Annotated in this window: 14 protein-coding genes; 8 read left to right on the top strand and 6 right to left on the bottom strand. The window is 56.3% G+C overall.

What is annotated here, in order from left to right:
* Positions 1 to 102: 102 nt before the first annotated feature.
* Complete coding sequence (gene cirA, locus ABFV38_RS14950) at positions 103 to 2073, top strand: catecholate siderophore receptor CirA (RefSeq protein WP_348957498.1); 1971 nt, start codon at positions 103 to 105, stop codon at positions 2071 to 2073.
* 99 nt (positions 2074 to 2172) lie between these two features.
* Here cirA and fghA read toward each other — a convergent pair whose 3' ends face one another.
* Positions 2173 to 3000 carry an S-formylglutathione hydrolase gene (fghA, locus tag ABFV38_RS14945; protein ID WP_061714753.1) on the bottom strand — a complete coding sequence of 276 codons (828 nt, stop codon included), beginning with the start codon at positions 2998 to 3000 and terminating at the stop codon, positions 2173 to 2175.
* A gap of 138 nt (positions 3001 to 3138) precedes the next feature.
* Here fghA and ABFV38_RS14940 point away from each other — a divergent pair, with 138 nt between their 5' ends.
* The 7 genes from ABFV38_RS14940 (at position 3139) to mglC (ending at position 11333) form a co-directional block, all read left to right on the top strand.
* The gene (locus ABFV38_RS14940) at positions 3139 to 4287 is read left to right on the top strand and encodes a YbfB/YjiJ family MFS transporter (protein ID WP_348957497.1); all 1149 of its coding nucleotides are present in this window, start codon (positions 3139 to 3141) and stop codon (positions 4285 to 4287) included.
* Positions 4288 to 4389: 102 nt separating this feature from the next.
* Positions 4390 to 5058, top strand: coding sequence for a GTP cyclohydrolase I FolE (gene folE / locus ABFV38_RS14935; protein WP_008500927.1), 669 nt, complete (start codon positions 4390 to 4392; stop codon positions 5056 to 5058).
* A 19-nt stretch (positions 5059 to 5077) separates the two neighbouring features.
* Complete coding sequence (gene yeiB, locus ABFV38_RS14930; RefSeq protein WP_032675203.1) at positions 5078 to 6235, top strand: DUF418 domain-containing protein YeiB; 1158 nt, start codon at positions 5078 to 5080, stop codon at positions 6233 to 6235.
* A gap of 155 nt (positions 6236 to 6390) precedes the next feature.
* Entirely contained in the window at positions 6391 to 7413 is a 1023-nt protein-coding gene (gene galS / locus ABFV38_RS14925) for an HTH-type transcriptional regulator GalS (RefSeq protein WP_032675202.1), read from the top strand.
* 295 nt (positions 7414 to 7708) lie between these two features.
* Positions 7709 to 8707 carry a galactose/glucose ABC transporter substrate-binding protein MglB gene (gene mglB / locus ABFV38_RS14920; RefSeq protein ID WP_008500923.1) on the top strand — a complete coding sequence of 333 codons (999 nt, stop codon included), beginning with the start codon at positions 7709 to 7711 and terminating at the stop codon, positions 8705 to 8707.
* Between the two features lie 79 nt (positions 8708 to 8786).
* Positions 8787 to 10307, top strand: a complete 1521-nt coding sequence (gene mglA / locus ABFV38_RS14915) for a galactose/methyl galactoside ABC transporter ATP-binding protein MglA (RefSeq protein WP_008500922.1) — start codon at positions 8787 to 8789, stop codon at positions 10305 to 10307.
* Between the two features lie 15 nt (positions 10308 to 10322).
* Positions 10323 to 11333: a galactose/methyl galactoside ABC transporter permease MglC gene (gene mglC, locus ABFV38_RS14910; protein WP_008500921.1), complete on the top strand. Its 1011-nt coding sequence runs from the start codon at positions 10323 to 10325 to the stop codon at positions 11331 to 11333.
* A gap of 50 nt (positions 11334 to 11383) precedes the next feature.
* On the opposite strand, the gene ABFV38_RS14905 is transcribed toward mglC, so the two are convergent.
* The 5 genes from ABFV38_RS14905 to ABFV38_RS14885 form a co-directional block, all read right to left on the bottom strand.
* Positions 11384 to 12772, bottom strand: coding sequence for a glutamine synthetase family protein (locus ABFV38_RS14905; RefSeq protein WP_348957496.1), 1389 nt, complete (start codon positions 12770 to 12772; stop codon positions 11384 to 11386).
* A 124-nt stretch (positions 12773 to 12896) separates the two neighbouring features.
* Positions 12897 to 13613 carry an outer membrane permeability protein SanA gene (gene sanA, locus ABFV38_RS14900; protein WP_008500918.1) on the bottom strand — a complete coding sequence of 239 codons (717 nt, stop codon included), beginning with the start codon at positions 13611 to 13613 and terminating at the stop codon, positions 12897 to 12899.
* A 127-nt stretch (positions 13614 to 13740) separates the two neighbouring features.
* Positions 13741 to 14625: a cytidine deaminase gene (gene cdd, locus ABFV38_RS14895; protein ID WP_046091540.1), complete on the bottom strand. Its 885-nt coding sequence runs from the start codon at positions 14623 to 14625 to the stop codon at positions 13741 to 13743.
* A gap of 129 nt (positions 14626 to 14754) precedes the next feature.
* Positions 14755 to 15450, bottom strand: a complete 696-nt coding sequence (locus ABFV38_RS14890; RefSeq protein WP_008500916.1) for a CidB/LrgB family autolysis modulator — start codon at positions 15448 to 15450, stop codon at positions 14755 to 14757.
* Positions 15447 to 15842, bottom strand: a complete 396-nt coding sequence (locus tag ABFV38_RS14885; protein WP_045908676.1) for a CidA/LrgA family protein — start codon at positions 15840 to 15842, stop codon at positions 15447 to 15449. The genes ABFV38_RS14890 and ABFV38_RS14885 overlap by 4 nt, the downstream gene beginning before the upstream one ends.
* Between the last annotated feature and the right edge of the window lie 28 nt (positions 15843 to 15870).

The following is a 15870-nucleotide window of genomic DNA, read 5'->3' as shown; positions in this document are numbered from 1 at the left end:
AAAATAAGCGTGTCACCGACCCACCGGAGATGTGGGCGGCCAGGAAGACGCTGTGAGCAATGATGATTTGATTGAGTTGTATTTACCTCATGGAGATATGGAATGTTTAGGTTGAATCCCTTCGTCAGGGGAGGACTTTGCGCGTCCGCAATGTCCCTGGCCCTGCCTGTTATCGCAGCGGAATCCGGCGACACAATGGTTGTCACGGCCTCCGCAACCGAGCAAAACCTGAAAGACGCACCGGCAAGCATCAGCGTCATCACCCAGGAAGATTTGCAGCGCAAACCCGTTCAGAACCTGAAAGATGTGTTACGGGATGTGCCGGGCGTGCAGCTCACGAGCGAAGGGGACAACCGTAAAGGGGTAAGTATTCGCGGACTGGACAGCAGCTACACGCTGATCCTGATCGACGGCAAGCGCGTCAATTCCCGTAACGCGGTGTTCCGCCATAATGATTTCGACCTCAACTGGGTGCCGGTTGACGCCATCGAACGAATCGAAGTGGTGCGCGGACCGATGTCTTCTCTTTACGGCTCCGATGCGCTGGGCGGCGTGGTAAACATTATCACCAAAAAAATCGGCCAGAAATGGACGGGTACCCTGAGCGCCGATTCCACAATTCAGGAACATCGCGACCGTGGAGACACCTACAACGGTCAATTCTATACCAGCGGTCCGCTGGTGGACGGTCTGCTGGGGCTGAAAGCCTACGGTAGCCTCGCAAAGCGTGAGAAAGACGGTCAGCAGAAGTCCTCTACCACGGCGAGCGGTGAAACACCGCGCATTGAAGGCTTCACCAGCCGCGATGCGAATGTGGAGTTCGCCTGGACGCCGTCTGAAAATCATGACTTTACGGCGGGCTACGGTTTCGACCGTCAGGATCGTGACTCGGATTCCCTCGACAAAAACCGCCTTGAGCGTCAGAACTACTCTCTCAGCCACAACGGCCGCTGGGGCGTCGGCAACAGCGAGCTGAAGGTGTACGGCGAGAAGGTGGATAACAAAAACCCGGGCAACAGCAATACGATCACCTCCGAGAGCAACGCGGTGGACGGGAAATACGTGCTGCCGCTGGGCGACATCAACCAGCTGATGACCTTCGGCGGCGAATGGCGTCACGATAAGCTGAAGGATCCGGTCAACCTGACGGGCGGTTCCGGCAGCAGTACGTCGACAAGCCAGTATGCCCTGTTCCTGGAGGACGAGTGGCGTATCTTTGAACCTCTGGCGCTGACCACCGGCATCCGTATGGATGACCATGATACCTACGGCGACCACTGGAGCCCGCGCGCCTATCTGGTCTACAACGCGACCGATACCGTAACGGTGAAAGGGGGCTGGGCGACCGCGTTTAAAGCGCCGTCACTGCTGCAGCTGAGTCCGGACTGGGTCACCGGCTCGTGCCGCGGTGCCTGTGATATTGTCGGTAACCCGGATCTGAAACCGGAGACCAGCGAGAGCTTCGAGTTCGGTCTGTACTACAGCGGGGAAGAGGGCTGGTTAGAGGGCGTGCAGGCCAGCGTGACCACCTTCCAGAATAACGTCGATGACCGCATCAGCATCAGCCGTACGGCCAATGCGAAGCAGGCGCAGAGCTACCCTAACTACGTTGGCCTGAATGCGGACGGTGAACCGATATTCCGCTACTACAACGTCAACAAGGCGCGCATCCGCGGGGTGGAGACCGAGCTGAAATTCCCGCTGGCGGACGACTGGAAAGTGACGCTGAACTACACCTACAACGACGGTCGTGATATCAGCAACGGTGGCAACAAGCCGCTGTCCGATCTGCCGTTCCATACCGCCAACGGGACCGTTGACTGGAAGGCGGCGCAGGACTGGTCGTTCTATGTTCAGGGCAACTACACCGGTGAGAAACGCGCGCTGACCAGCAGCGACCCAACGCCGGGTGGCTATGTTATCTGGAATACCGGCGCCGCGTGGCAGGCGACGAAAAGCATGAAGCTGCGTGCGGGCGTGCAGAACCTGCTGGACAAAGATCTGAGCCGCGACGATTACAGCTACACGGAAGATGGCCGTCGCTACTTTGTCGGTGTGGATTATAAGTTCTGATGTAACCTTTATGCCCGGTGGCGCTTCGCTTAGCGGGCCTACAAAACCCACGAATGTAGGCCGGGTAAGGCGAAGCCGCCACCCGGCAATCGGCCGCACTTAGCCGAACAAATGCTCCGCATGGAAGCGGAGATGATCCTCAATGAAGGACGCAATGAAGTAATAGCTGTGATCGTATCCCGGCTGAATGCGCAGCGTCAGCGGCCAGTCTTTCTGGCGTGCCGCTTCTGCCAGCACCGCAGGCTGCAGCTGACCGGCGAGGAACTGGTCCGCATCACCCTGATCGATAAGGGTGGGAATGGCTTCTTCAGCTTTGCTGGCCAGCATCAGCGCGCAGCTGTCCCATGCCTGCCATTTTTCCGTATCCTCACCCAGATAGTGTGTGAAGGCTTTCTGCCCCCACGGCACCTGTGTTGGGTTCACAATCGGTGCAAACGCCGACACGCTGACGTATTTCCCCGGATTTTTCAGCGCCATGATGAGCGCGCCGTGTCCGCCCATTGAGTGGCCGCTGATTGCGCAGCGCTCGCCGACCGCAAACTGCGACTGCACCAGCGCAGGAAGTTCATCGCGAAGGTAATCATACATGCGGTAGTGGCGCGCCCAGGGCTGCTCGGTCGCATTGAGATAAAACCCGGCGCCTTTGCCCAGGTCGTATCCGGCATCGTCGGCCACATCGTCGCCACGCGGGCTGGTGTCTGGCATCACCAGCGCAATGCCCAGCTCGGCGGCAATACGCTGCGCGCCCGCTTTGGTGGTGAAGTTTTCGTCGTTGCAGGTCAGGCCGGAAAGCCAGAACAGAACCGGTGGATTTTCCGTCTGCGGCAGGAAAATGCTGAACGTCATCGCACAGTTCAGGACGGTGGAGTCGTGCCGCCAGCGCTGCTGTCGACCTTCAAAACAACGGTGCTCTTCGAGCAGTTCCATGCAGGGCTCCTTAATGAGAATGCGTATTCATAAAAACCATAATACAGCCTTTTCATTGACCTGTGAGTAACTTTCACTTTCGCCAGACGGCGAGATGCTGCATCATAAATTTACTTTTCTTTAACAATTGGAGCGGTCATGGCGCTGCGTATTGCGCTCAGTGGGTTTGTCGTGCTGGTGGTGGCGATGGGGATAGGGCGCTTTGCTTTTACGCCCCAGGTGCCGCTGATGATTGCTGCCGGACAGCTTACGCTGACCAGCGCGGGTCTGGTGGCGGCGATGAACTATCTGGGCTATCTGGTGGGCGCGTGGGATGCGATGCGTGCGCACCGCTTCGTTGAAACGCGCCTCTGGCTTGGCATCACCGGCGCGGTGGCGCTGACGCTGCTCTCCGCGGCGGCGGAGAACGCCGTCGTGCACGGCCTGCTGCGTTTTGTCATCGGCTGCATGAGCGGCTGGTCGATGGTACTCATTGCCGCCTGGACTAACGAACGGCTGGGACAGTTGGGTAAACCGGGTCTGAGCGCTGCCGTATTTGCCGGGCCGGGGGCGGGTATTGCGCTGAGCGGCCTGCTCGCCGTCTATATTCAGGCGAAGTCCCTGTCGGCCGGGGCGGCATGGCAAATCTACGGCGTGCTGGCGCTGGTGCTGATTGCCCTGGTGGCGCGCTACCAGCCGCGATCCGGGCAACTCCATCGACCCGGCACCGCGCCGGAGCCGCTGGTGCTGACGGCGGATTTAACGCGTCTGGTCTGGAGCTACAGCCTGGCCGGGTTTGGCTATATCCTCCCGGCGACCTTCCTGTCGCAAATGGCGGCCGTGCGTTTTCCCGGCAGCCTGTTTGCCCAGTTTGTCTGGCCGATTTTTGGTCTCGCCGCCGTGGTGGGGATTGCGCTCAGTATTCTGTTACGCCATACCTCAACGGCTAACCGCAGGCTGGCTATCGTACTGTGGTTACAGGGGGCGGGCGTGCTGGCGGCCTGGCTGCTGCCGGGGATTGGCGGGTTACTGACGGGCGGGCTGCTGGTGGGCGGTGGCTTTTTGTGTGCCGTGCAGCTCTCTCTTTTATACGGTCGCGAGCTGGCGCCAAACCACACGCGCTATATGGCGGGCCTGCTCACCACCGGGTATGCGATTGGGCAGTTGATTGGCCCCGTCACCTCGGCGTTATCAACCTGGCTTACCCACCGGCTGGAGCCGGCGCTGGGGCTGGCGGGCGTGGCGCTGTTCGTTGGAGGAGCCCTGGTCTGGAATCGTCACGCTGAAAGGCAACAGCAATTGCAATAATTATCGTCGTGAATACTGGATTATGTGCGCCGCCTCACGCACAATGAACGCATACTTTTGCCACAACGAGGGCAAAAGACGCCACACCTGCAGGAGAACAAAATGTCATCACTCAGTAAAGAAGCTGCCCTGGTCCACGAAGCCCTGGTTGCGCGCGGTCTTGAAACGCCACTGCGTCCGCCCGTACAGGACTTGGACAATGAAACCCGCAAGCGTCTGATTGCCGGTCATATGACCGACATCATGGAGCTGCTGAATCTCGATCTGAGTGACGACAGTCTGATGGAGACGCCGCACCGCATCGCGAAAATGTACGTCGACGAAATTTTCTCCGGCCTGGATTACGCCAACTTCCCGAAAATCACCGTCATTGAAAACAAGATGAAAGTGGATGAGATGGTGACGGTTCGCGATATCACGCTGACCAGCACCTGCGAACACCATTTCGTGACCATTGACGGTAAAGCGACCGTGGCGTATATCCCTAAAGACACGGTGATTGGCCTGTCGAAGATCAACCGCATCGTGCAGTTCTTCGCTCAGCGTCCGCAGGTGCAGGAGCGCCTGACCCAGCAGATTCTGACCGCGCTGCAAACGCTGCTGGGCACCAATAACGTGGCCGTCTCTATCGACGCGGTTCACTACTGCGTGAAAGCGCGCGGCGTGCGCGATGCCACCAGTGCGACCACTACAACCTCGCTGGGCGGTCTGTTTAAATCGAGCCAGAATACCCGCCAGGAGTTCCTGCGCGCCGTACGTCACCACAACTAAGTCTTACAGGGCAGGGACCATGGAGCGAAACGTCACGCTCGATTTTGTTCGCGGCGTCGCCATTCTCGGTATCCTGCTGCTTAATATCACCGCCTTCGGTTTGCCGAAGGCGGCGTATCTCAATCCCGCGTGGTATGGCGACATTACCCGCAGTGATGCCTGGACCTGGGCAATCCTCGATCTCTTTGCGCAGGTCAAATTCCTCACGCTCTTTGCCCTGCTGTTTGGCGCAGGCCTGCAGCTTCTCCTCAAACGCGGCACGCGCTGGATCCAGTCGCGCCTGACGCTGCTGGTTATCCTCGGCTTTATCCATGGCCTGTTCTTCTGGGACGGCGATATTCTTCTTGCCTATGGGTTAGTCGGGCTCATCTGCTGGCGCCTCATTCGCGATGCGCACAGCGTTAAAAGCCTGTTCAACACCGGGGTGATGCTCTATGTCATGGGGCTTGGAGTACTGCTGCTGCTGGGGATGATCTCCGGCGAGACGACAAACCGTGCCTGGATCCCGGATGCCGCTAACCTGCAGTACGAGCAGTTCTGGAAGCTGAAAGGCGGTACGGAAGCGATAAGCAACCGCGCGGATATGCTGGGGGACAACCTCCTTGCGCTGGGCGCGCAATACGGCTGGCAGCTGGCGGGTATGATGCTGATGGGCGCGTCACTGATGCGCACCGGCTGGCTGAAAGGGGAATTCAGCCTGCGTCACTATCGCCGTACCGGCGCCGGTCTGGTGCTGCTCGGCGTGCTGATTAATCTCCCGGCGGTGATGGTGCAGTGGCATATCCACTGGGATTACCGCTGGTGCGCGTTCCTGCTCCAGGTGCCGCGTGAACTGAGCGCGCCGTTTCAGACCATCGGCTACGCGGCGCTGATCTACGGCTTCTGGCCCTCGCTTTCTCGTCTGTGGATGGTCAGCGCTATCGCCTGCGTGGGCCGCATGGCGTTAAGCAATTACCTCCTGCAAACGCTGATCTGCACCACGCTTTTCTATCGCTTTGGCCTGTTTATGAAATTCGACCGCCTTACGCTGCTGGCGTTTGTTATTCCGGTCTGGGCAGTAAACCTGGCGTTTTCTGTGCTCTGGCTACGCTATTTCCGCCAGGGACCGCTGGAGTGGGTATGGCGTCAGTTAACCGCACGTGCTTCAGGGATATCATTGAAAAATACATCCAGATAACGATCTGGATCACAATCATTAACAAAACGGATGTAAGCGTTTTCATGACTGTGAGCTTCTTCACGTAGTCCCCTTTCTCTCGCTGCCAAAATAGCCACCTTGCTAAACACAGGGGGTGTCTGTGAGTTGCTGCAATCCTTTGAAGGATGGTGAATATGATCACCATTCGTGACGTCGCCCGTCAGGCGGGCGTTTCTGTGGCTACCGTCTCACGCGTGCTCAACAATAGCGCGCTGGTCAGCCCTGAAACCCGTGAAACCGTAATGAAGGCCGTGACCCAGCTCGGGTACCGGCCAAATGCCAATGCTCAGGCGCTTGCGACGCAGGTCAGCGACACCATCGGCGTGGTGGTAATGGATGTCTCAGATGCCTTTTTCGGTGCACTGGTGAAAGCGGTCGATATGGTCGCCCAGCAGCATCAGAAATATGTCCTGATCGGCAATAGCTATCATGAGGCGGAAAAAGAACGTCATGCCATTGAAGTGCTGATCCGCCAGCGCTGTAACGCCTTGATTGTCCATTCAAAAGCCTTGAGCGATGAAGAGCTAACCGGATTGATGGAGCAGATCCCGGGCATGGTGCTGATCAACCGGATCGTCCCCGGCTATGCCCACCGCTGCGTCGGGCTGGATAACGTCAGCGGCGCCATGATGGCCACGAAAATGCTCATCAACAACGGACATCAGCGGATCGGCTATCTGGCCTCCAGCCATCAGATTGAAGATGACGAACTGCGGCGCGAGGGGTGGCAAAATGCCCTGAAAGAGCACGGCATTACGCCATCCGAAAGCTGGGTGGGGACCGGCACGCCGGACATGCAGGGCGGTGAAGCGGCGATGGTAGAGCTGCTGGGCCGCAATCTGCAGCTGTCTGCGGTGTTTGCCTATAACGACAGCATGGCGGCAGGCGCCCTGACGGCGCTGAAGGATAACGGGATTGCGGTGCCACAGCATTTATCACTCATTGGTTTTGATGATATCCCGATTGCCCGTTACACCGACCCGCAGCTGACAACCGTGCGTTACCCCATTGCCTCTATGGCGAAACTGGCGACTGAGCTGGCGTTACAGGGGGCAGCAGGCATGCTGGATCCGGGGGCAACACACTGTTTCATGCCGACTTTAGTGCGTCGTCACTCCGTCGCGGCCCGGCAAACTGTGGTTCCGATCACTAACTGATTACATGTGGTGATGTAACCGTTTTCAATCTGTGAGTAAATTCACAGTATCTTAACAAGGCGCTGACTATGATGTCAGCGTTTTAGGGGCTGAAACGCTATGTAACAGTGATTATTCACTTTCACTATAGCCAATGTGCCGCAAACAACGAATAAAACGCATTTCTGGAGCGTTACCGAACACGGAAGAGAGAAATTTTATAAGTGAACCTCGGCTGTCAGTAACGTTTTATTAACATCTGCCCGCCGCTCGTTATTCACAAGAACTACCCTGCATAAAAAAAACCGGAGATACCATGAATAAGAAGGTGTTGACCCTGTCTGCTGTAATGGCAAGCATGCTTTTTGGTGCAGCAGCGCACGCTGCGGATACCCGTATTGGTGTGACCATCTATAAATACGACGACAACTTCATGTCTGTTGTGCGTAAAGCGATTGAGAAAGATGCGAAAGCAGCGCCAGACGTTCAGCTGCTGATGAACGACTCCCAGAATGACCAGTCCAAACAGAACGACCAGATCGACGTTCTGCTGGCGAAAGGCGTGAAAGCCCTGGCCATCAACCTGGTTGACCCGGCTGCAGCAGGCACGGTTATTGAAAAAGCGCGCGGCCAGAACGTGCCGATCGTTTTCTTCAACAAAGAACCTTCCCGTAAGGCGCTGGATAGCTACGATAAAGCGTATTACGTCGGTACCGACTCCAAAGAGTCCGGTATTATTCAGGGCGATCTGATCGCGAAACACTGGGCGGCGAACCCGAACTGGGACCTGAACAAAGACGGTCAGATTCAGTTCGTGCTGCTGAAAGGCGAACCTGGCCACCCGGATGCTGAAGCGCGTACCACCTACGTTATCAAAGAGCTGAACGACAAGGGCCTGAAAACCCAGCAGCTGGCGTTAGATACCGCGATGTGGGATACCGCTCAGGCGAAAGATAAGATGGACGCGTGGCTGTCCGGCCCTAACGCCAACAAAATCGAAGTGGTTATCGCCAACAACGATGCGATGGCAATGGGTGCGGTAGAAGCGCTGAAAGCACACAACAAATCCTCTATCCCGGTATTCGGTGTGGATGCGCTGCCAGAAGCGCTGGCGCTGGTTAAATCCGGTGCGATGGCCGGTACCGTGCTGAACGATGCCAACAACCAGGCGAAAGCCACCTTCGACCTGGCGAAAAACCTGGCCGATGGCAAAGGTGCGGCAGACGGCACCAACTGGAAAATTGACAACAAAATCGTTCGCGTACCTTACGTGGGCGTAGACCAGTCCAACCTGGCTGAGTTTATCGGTAAATAAGTAAGCGGTACTGTCTCCACTGGGCGCAATTCGTTGCGCCCTTTTATAACGCGATATGCGAGGCCAACAAGGTATAATTATGGTCAGCACAACAACTCAGTCATCCGGTGAATACCTGTTGGAAATGAGCGGTATCAACAAGTCATTTCCCGGCGTTAAGGCACTCGATAATGTTAATTTAAAAGTGCGTCCTCACTCTATTCATGCCTTAATGGGGGAGAACGGTGCGGGTAAATCAACATTATTAAAATGTCTTTTTGGGATCTATCAAAAAGATTCTGGCAGCATTCTTTTTCAGGGGAAAGAGATCGATTTCCATTCAGCGAAAGAAGCACTGGAAAACGGTATCTCGATGGTTCACCAGGAATTAAACCTGGTGCTGCAGCGTTCAGTCATGGATAACATGTGGTTGGGGCGTTATCCCACCAAAGGTGTCTTTGTCGATCAGGATAAAATGTATCGCGACACCAAGGCGATTTTCGACGAGCTGGATATTGATATCGATCCGCGCGCCCGCGTGGGAACATTATCCGTCTCCCAGATGCAGATGATCGAAATTGCCAAAGCGTTCTCCTATGATGCGAAAATCGTCATCATGGACGAACCGACATCGTCATTAACGGAAAAAGAGGTTAACCACCTTTTTACCATTATTCGTAAGCTGAAAGATCGCGGCTGCGGCATTGTGTACATCTCCCACAAAATGGAAGAGATCTTCCAGCTGTGCGATGAGATCACCATCCTGCGCGACGGCCAGTGGATTGCCACGCAGCCGCTGGAAGGGCTGGACATGGACAAGATCATCGCCATGATGGTCGGCCGTTCCCTGAACCAGCGCTTCCCGGACAAAGAAAACAAGCCGGGTGAAGTGATTCTGGAAGTGCGCAATCTGACCTCATTGCGTCAGCCGTCTATCCGCGATGTCTCCTTCGACCTGCACAAGGGTGAAATCCTGGGGATTGCCGGGCTGGTGGGGGCAAAGCGTACCGATATCGTGGAAACCCTGTTTGGCATTCGTGAGAAAGCCGAAGGCACCATTACGCTGCACGGTAAGAAAATCAATAACCACAACGCCAACGAAGCCATTAATAATGGTTTTGCGCTGGTGACGGAAGAGCGTCGTTCGACCGGTATTTATGCTTATCTGGATATTAACTTTAACTCGTTAATTTCTAACATTCGCAATTACAAAAACAAAGTCGGGCTGCTGGATAACTCCCGCATGAAGAGCGATACCCAATGGGTGATTGACTCCATGCGCGTAAAAACGCCAGGCCACCGCACCCAGATTGGTTCGCTGTCAGGCGGTAACCAGCAGAAAGTGATTATTGGCCGTTGGTTATTAACGCAGCCAGAAATTCTGATGCTGGATGAGCCGACCCGCGGTATTGACGTCGGCGCGAAGTTTGAAATTTATCAGCTGATTGCCGAGCTGGCGAAAAAGAATAAAGGGATCATTATTATTTCTTCCGAAATGCCGGAATTGTTAGGGATCACAGACCGTATTCTGGTTATGAGCAATGGTCTCGTTGCCGGTATTGTTGACACCAAAACGACAACGCAAAATGAAATTTTGCGTCTTGCGTCTTTGCACCTTTAAGATCAGGGGCTCCTCATGAGTGCGTTAAATAAAAAAAGTTTTCTCACTTACCTGAAAGAAGGCGGTATTTACGTTGTTCTTTTAGTCTTGCTGGCAATCATCATTTTCCAGGACCCTACGTTCTTAAGCCTGCTGAACCTGAGTAACATTCTGACCCAGTCCTCCGTGCGTATTATCATTGCGCTGGGCGTGGCGGGCCTGATCGTGACCCAGGGGACGGACCTTTCTGCCGGTCGTCAGGTAGGTCTGGCGGCGGTTATCGCGGCAACCCTGCTGCAGTCGATGGAAAACGCCAACAAGGTCTTCCCCGAAATGGCCACCATGCCGATTTTCGTGGTGATCCTGATTGTCTGCGCCATCGGTGCGGTGATTGGTCTGATCAACGGTATTATCATCGCCTACCTGAACGTGACGCCATTCATCACCACCCTGGGTACGATGATCATCGTTTACGGTATCAACTCCCTGTACTACGACTTCGTCGGTGCTTCGCCCATCTCGGGCTTTGACAGCGGCTTCTCGACCTTTACACAAGGGTTTATCGCGCTCGGTAGCTTCCGCCTGTCGTATATCACCTTCTATGCGCTGATTGCGGTCGCTTTCGTCTGGATCCTGTGGAACAAAACGCGCTTTGGCAAAAACATCTTCGCTATCGGCGGTAACCCGGAAGCGGCGAAAGTCTCCGGCGTAAACGTTGCCCTGAACCTGCTCATCATCTATGCCCTGTCCGGGGTGTTCTACGCCTTCGGCGGGATGCTGGAAGCGGGCCGTATCGGCTCTGCAACGAACAACCTTGGCTTCATGTACGAACTGGATGCGATCGCAGCCTGCGTGGTGGGCGGTGTCTCCTTCAGCGGCGGCGTGGGGACGGTGCTCGGCGTGGTGACCGGTGTGATCATCTTCACCGTCATCAACTACGGGTTGACCTATATCGGCGTGAACCCGTACTGGCAGTACATCATCAAGGGCGCCATCATTATCTTCGCGGTTGCGCTGGATTCACTGAAGTACGCCCGTAAGAAGTAATCGTCACTCGCCATACCCGGCCCGCTCACCGAGCGGGCTTTTTTTATGCCCTATGCCAGATGGGACTCCTCCTGCGTCACAATGCGCTCAAACCAGTCGAGTTCAGAAAGCTTGCAGGCGACCCACTGTTCGGAAAAGGCGTCGCCCAGGCTGTCGGTGAGATACTGACAGCGGGCAAAGGCCTCAATCGCCTCCTGCTGGAACAGCGGCAGTTCGGGTTGGTCATGCTGCGGCTCAGGGAGGTCCCCCTCGTCGATATGTTCCAGCCCGTACAGCATGCCAGTCAGAATAGTGGCCGCCACCAGATACGGATTCGCATCGGCCCCGGCCAGCCGGTACTCAATGCGACGATTGCCGTCATCCGAGCAGGGAATACGCAAGGCGGCGGAGCGGGTGTTATAGCCCCAGGAGTTAAAGACGGGTTCCGTCAGGTTTTTACGCAGGCGACGAAACGCGTTGACCCCCGGCGCAAGAATGGCGACGGAGGCGGGCATTAGCGCCAGCTGGCCCGCGATGCACAAACGCATCATGCTGCTCGGCGCGTTCACCGGCGAGGCAAAAACGTTTTCGCCACGGCTGTTGTTCAGGCTGAAATGGATGTGCAAACCGCTGCCGGACAGCTGGCTGAAAGGCTTAGCCATAAAGTTGGCCTGAAGACCGTGCTTTTCAGCGACATAGCGGGTCAGGCGGCGCAGGGCCAGCACGTTATCACAGACCTCAACGACGCGCTGGCTGTGCTTCAGGTTTAATTCGTACTGTCCGGACTCGGCTTCCGCTACGACCCCTGACAGCGGGATGCGCTGCAGGTGCGCCAGCTGTTCCAGCTCGTCAAACAGCGCCGCATGCGCCGACGAGGTATCCATGTGAAAACAGCCCTGATTTTGCGGATCGCGTTCGCCCTGTCCCGTCAGGTAAAACTCAATTTCCGGGGCAATGACCGGGAAAAGGCCGTGCTGGTGGAAGCGGGCCACGACGTTCTGCAGTATCGCGCGCGGCTCAAGCGGGCAGGGGTTACCGTCGCTGTCTTTCATCGTCAGCAGGATCTGCGCGGTGTGCTCTGGATCCTGCGGACAGGGGCGCAAAGAGCCGGCGACCGGGACGCACAGCCGATCGGGTTCATCATAAAGCGGGGCGGCGATGTTTCCCTTCTGATCCATTGAGTAGACGGAAAGCGGAAAATAACAGCCTTTTTCCAGACTCAGCATGCTCTCCACCGAGAGGCGCTTGCCGCGCATCGTGCCGTTGATGTCGTTCAGGTAAACGTCTACATGTTTCGTCTGCGGGTAACGTTCCAGATAATCTGCCACTTCCACTGAAATGTTGTGCTGCAGGGCGTCAATTTTTTCATCCAGCCAGAGACCAGAATTAAGTGCGCCAGGAAGTGATAAACCGGGAAAGTTAAAATACGGACGGAGACTTTTGAGGAAAAACGCATTCATTATCGAGTTCATAGTCATTCTTCAATGAAGCCGTAGCGGCAATGAACTCAGCTTAAAAGAGCCGACGTAAAGGGGAGATAAAAAGCGTCAGGCCCGGCGTAAAGAAAGTATAAAGGCGGTTCCGCTATTTCTCTTTTTTCTGCATATCGAGCAGTTGCTCAGGCGTGACGGCCGGGTAACCCTGCGCGTCTTCCGGCACTTCGTGCATCGCCGGAATCGGCACCAGCGGGCCTAAAAAGCGCGGTTCGCGTTTGAAGATATACAGATCGGCCAGGGCACCAAAGCGGGCACCGAACTCGCGGACGCGCACGCTCAGCATATCTTTTGGCGACGGCACCGCGTAACACTGCGCCTGAATGCCCATATGCAGGGCAATAAACAGCGCACGCTCGCAGTGGAAGCGCTGGGTGATGATGATGAAGTCGTTGGTGTCGAAGACCTTGCGCGTGCGCACGATGGAGTCCAGGGTGCGGAACCCGGCGTAGTCGAGCACGATATCGGCTGGATCCACGCCTGCGGCAATCAGGTCCTTACGCATCGTCACCGGTTCATTGTAGCTTTGCAGCGCGTTATCGCCGCTCAGCAGCAGGTAGTTTACCTTGCCGCTGTTGTAGGCGTTCAGCGCGCCCTGAATGCGGTAACGGTAATACTGGTTGATGACGCCGGTGCGGTAATACTTGGCGGTGCCGAGCACCACGCCAACCTGACGATAGGGCAGGTCCTGCAGGTCATCAAAGATGTAGGGGGCGGTTTTCCAGCTCATCCAGCGGTCGAGACCGAGCACGATCAACAGCAGTATGCCGACCAGGACAGACAGGCTGTAAAAAACGCGCTTTAACATGCAGATGGCTCGTACCGAAGGTGAAATTTAACTCAGGCTACTTTACCCGCCTGGTTAGCGCAAGAAACAGCGACTCAACTGAGGGGTTTTTCAGCAAACTGGCGGGCATTTCTGCCCGCCGGAAGGATCACGCCAGCAGTACGCGGTCAATCGTCGTACAGCCCAGCGCTTTAAGCGTTGCGGCAGTGGCATCCCACTGAATCAGCGGCGCATCGGCAATTTCAGCCAGAATGGCGCGCTGAATGTCAGGATAATCATAGCCGTTCAGGCTCAGCAGGTTGAGTGCGCCCTGCAGCGGCGGCAGCGTTGGGTTAAACGCGGCGTTTTCCGCATAGCTGCCGGTGAAGATTCGGCCATCGCGGCACTGCAGCGCCACGCCGCTCGGGGACTTGCTGTACGGCGTGTGGCTCTTGTTGGCGGCGGCAATCGCCGCCTGGCTCAGGTCATCGCCGGACAGGGCGAAACCGTGGTTCTGCTCGTCCATCAGCAGGGTTTTGATCTCCAGATCTTTCGGGCCAAACGCGTCAGGCAGGTAATCCGCCAGCGTGTGCGGCGCGCGGCCTGGCAGATTGATGCGCAGCTGCAGCCCGCTGTTCAGCTCGTTCATAAACTGACGGCAGTGGCCGCACGGAGTGTAGTTAACGGTAATGGCGCTCAGCGCTTTTTCACCGCGCAGCCAGGCGTGACTGATGGCGCTCTGCTCGGCGTGCACGGTTTGCTGCATGGTTGCACCCAGGAACTCCATGTTGCCGCCGAAGTACCAGGTGCCGCTGACGCCGCGCGCAATGGCCCCGACGTTGAAGTGGGAGAGATCGGCCCGCGCGCAGGCGGCAGCCAGAGGAAGCAGTGCGAAAGCCAGCGCGTCTTCGTCCAGTCCCGTTGCCTGTTTCAGCATCGTGACCTGCTCCGCGGTCAGCAGGGCGGGGAAGTGCGCATCTGCCAGAACGGGAGCAAGGGCTGACTGCAAATTCTCTGCAAGCTGGGCGAAAGCAGCTTGAAAACGTGGGTGCATGGCGTTTGCCTCATAAAGGTTAATGGATCGGTAGTTTACGGAGCCGTTAGGGCTTTATATGTGATCCACTTCTCATTATGTATGCAACTTATGAAATCAAAATGAAATTTGCGCGACGCATCGCAAATTTTAGCCCATCACCGCCAGAATAAGCGGGAAAATGAACGGGGCCAGCAGGGAGGTGATAATCCCGCAGATCACCAGCGCCAGGGAGCTAAACGCCCCTTCCTGATAATCCAGCTCCGCGCAGCGGGCGGTGCCCAGCGCGTGCGAGGCGGTGCCCATCGAGAGCCCCCGTGCCGCCTTAGTATGAATACGCATCGCGTTCAGCAGGGTGTGGCCAAACACCGCGCCGAGAATACCGACGAAAATGACGCACATCGCGCTGATGGCCGGAATACCGCCGAGGCTGCCCCCAACCGCCATCGCGATAGGCGTGGTCACCGATTTAGGCAGAATAGAGGCGGCAATTTGCGGCGAGGCTCCCATCAACAGCGCCACCGACGTACCGGTGATCATCGCCACCAGGCTACCCACAAAACAGATGGTAATGATGGATTTCCAGCGGGCGCGGATCTGGTGCAACTGCTCGTATAAAGGAAAGGCGAGCGCCACGACGGCGGGTTGGAGCAGGTCGTTTAAGATTTTGCTGCCGGCAAAGTAGCGTTCGTAAGGAATGCCGGTGAGCAGCAGGAACGGAATAATCACCACCATCGCCACCAGCAGGGGATTCAGCAAGGGCATTTTGAAACGCGCGGCAAGCTTACGTGCGGCGAAGAACACTGCCAGGGTGAGCGGCAGAGACCACCAGATATTGTCCATCATTTTTTTGTTTTCTCCCCAATCACGTTACGTTCGCCATGCACCAGATGTGAACTCCAGCTCACCACCAGGAAAACCACCAGCGTACTGACCGCGCAGGAGACCACAATCGGGCCGAACTGGGCTTTGAGCAAATCAAAATACTGCATGACGCCCACGCCGATAGGCACGAAAAGCAGCGCCATATAGCGAATGAGGACGAAGCAGCCGGGGTTGACCCACTTTGCGGGCAGGATTTGCAGCGCCAGCAACACGAAGAGGATCAGCATGCCGATAATGCTGCCGGGGATGGTGATGGGCAGCAGCGACGCGATGAAAATCCCGGCATACAGGCAGGCGTAAATCAGGGCGAATGCGCGCAGATATTGCCAGATAATGTTCAATGATTTGCTCATGGTGTTAGTCCTTGCTGAAACGCATTCA

The sequence above is a fragment of the Enterobacter cloacae complex sp. Mu1197 genome, assembly GCF_040059225.1.
GTDB lineage: Bacteria > Pseudomonadota > Gammaproteobacteria > Enterobacterales > Enterobacteriaceae > Enterobacter > Enterobacter quasiroggenkampii.
This window is presented reverse-complemented; position numbering and strand designations above follow the sequence as displayed.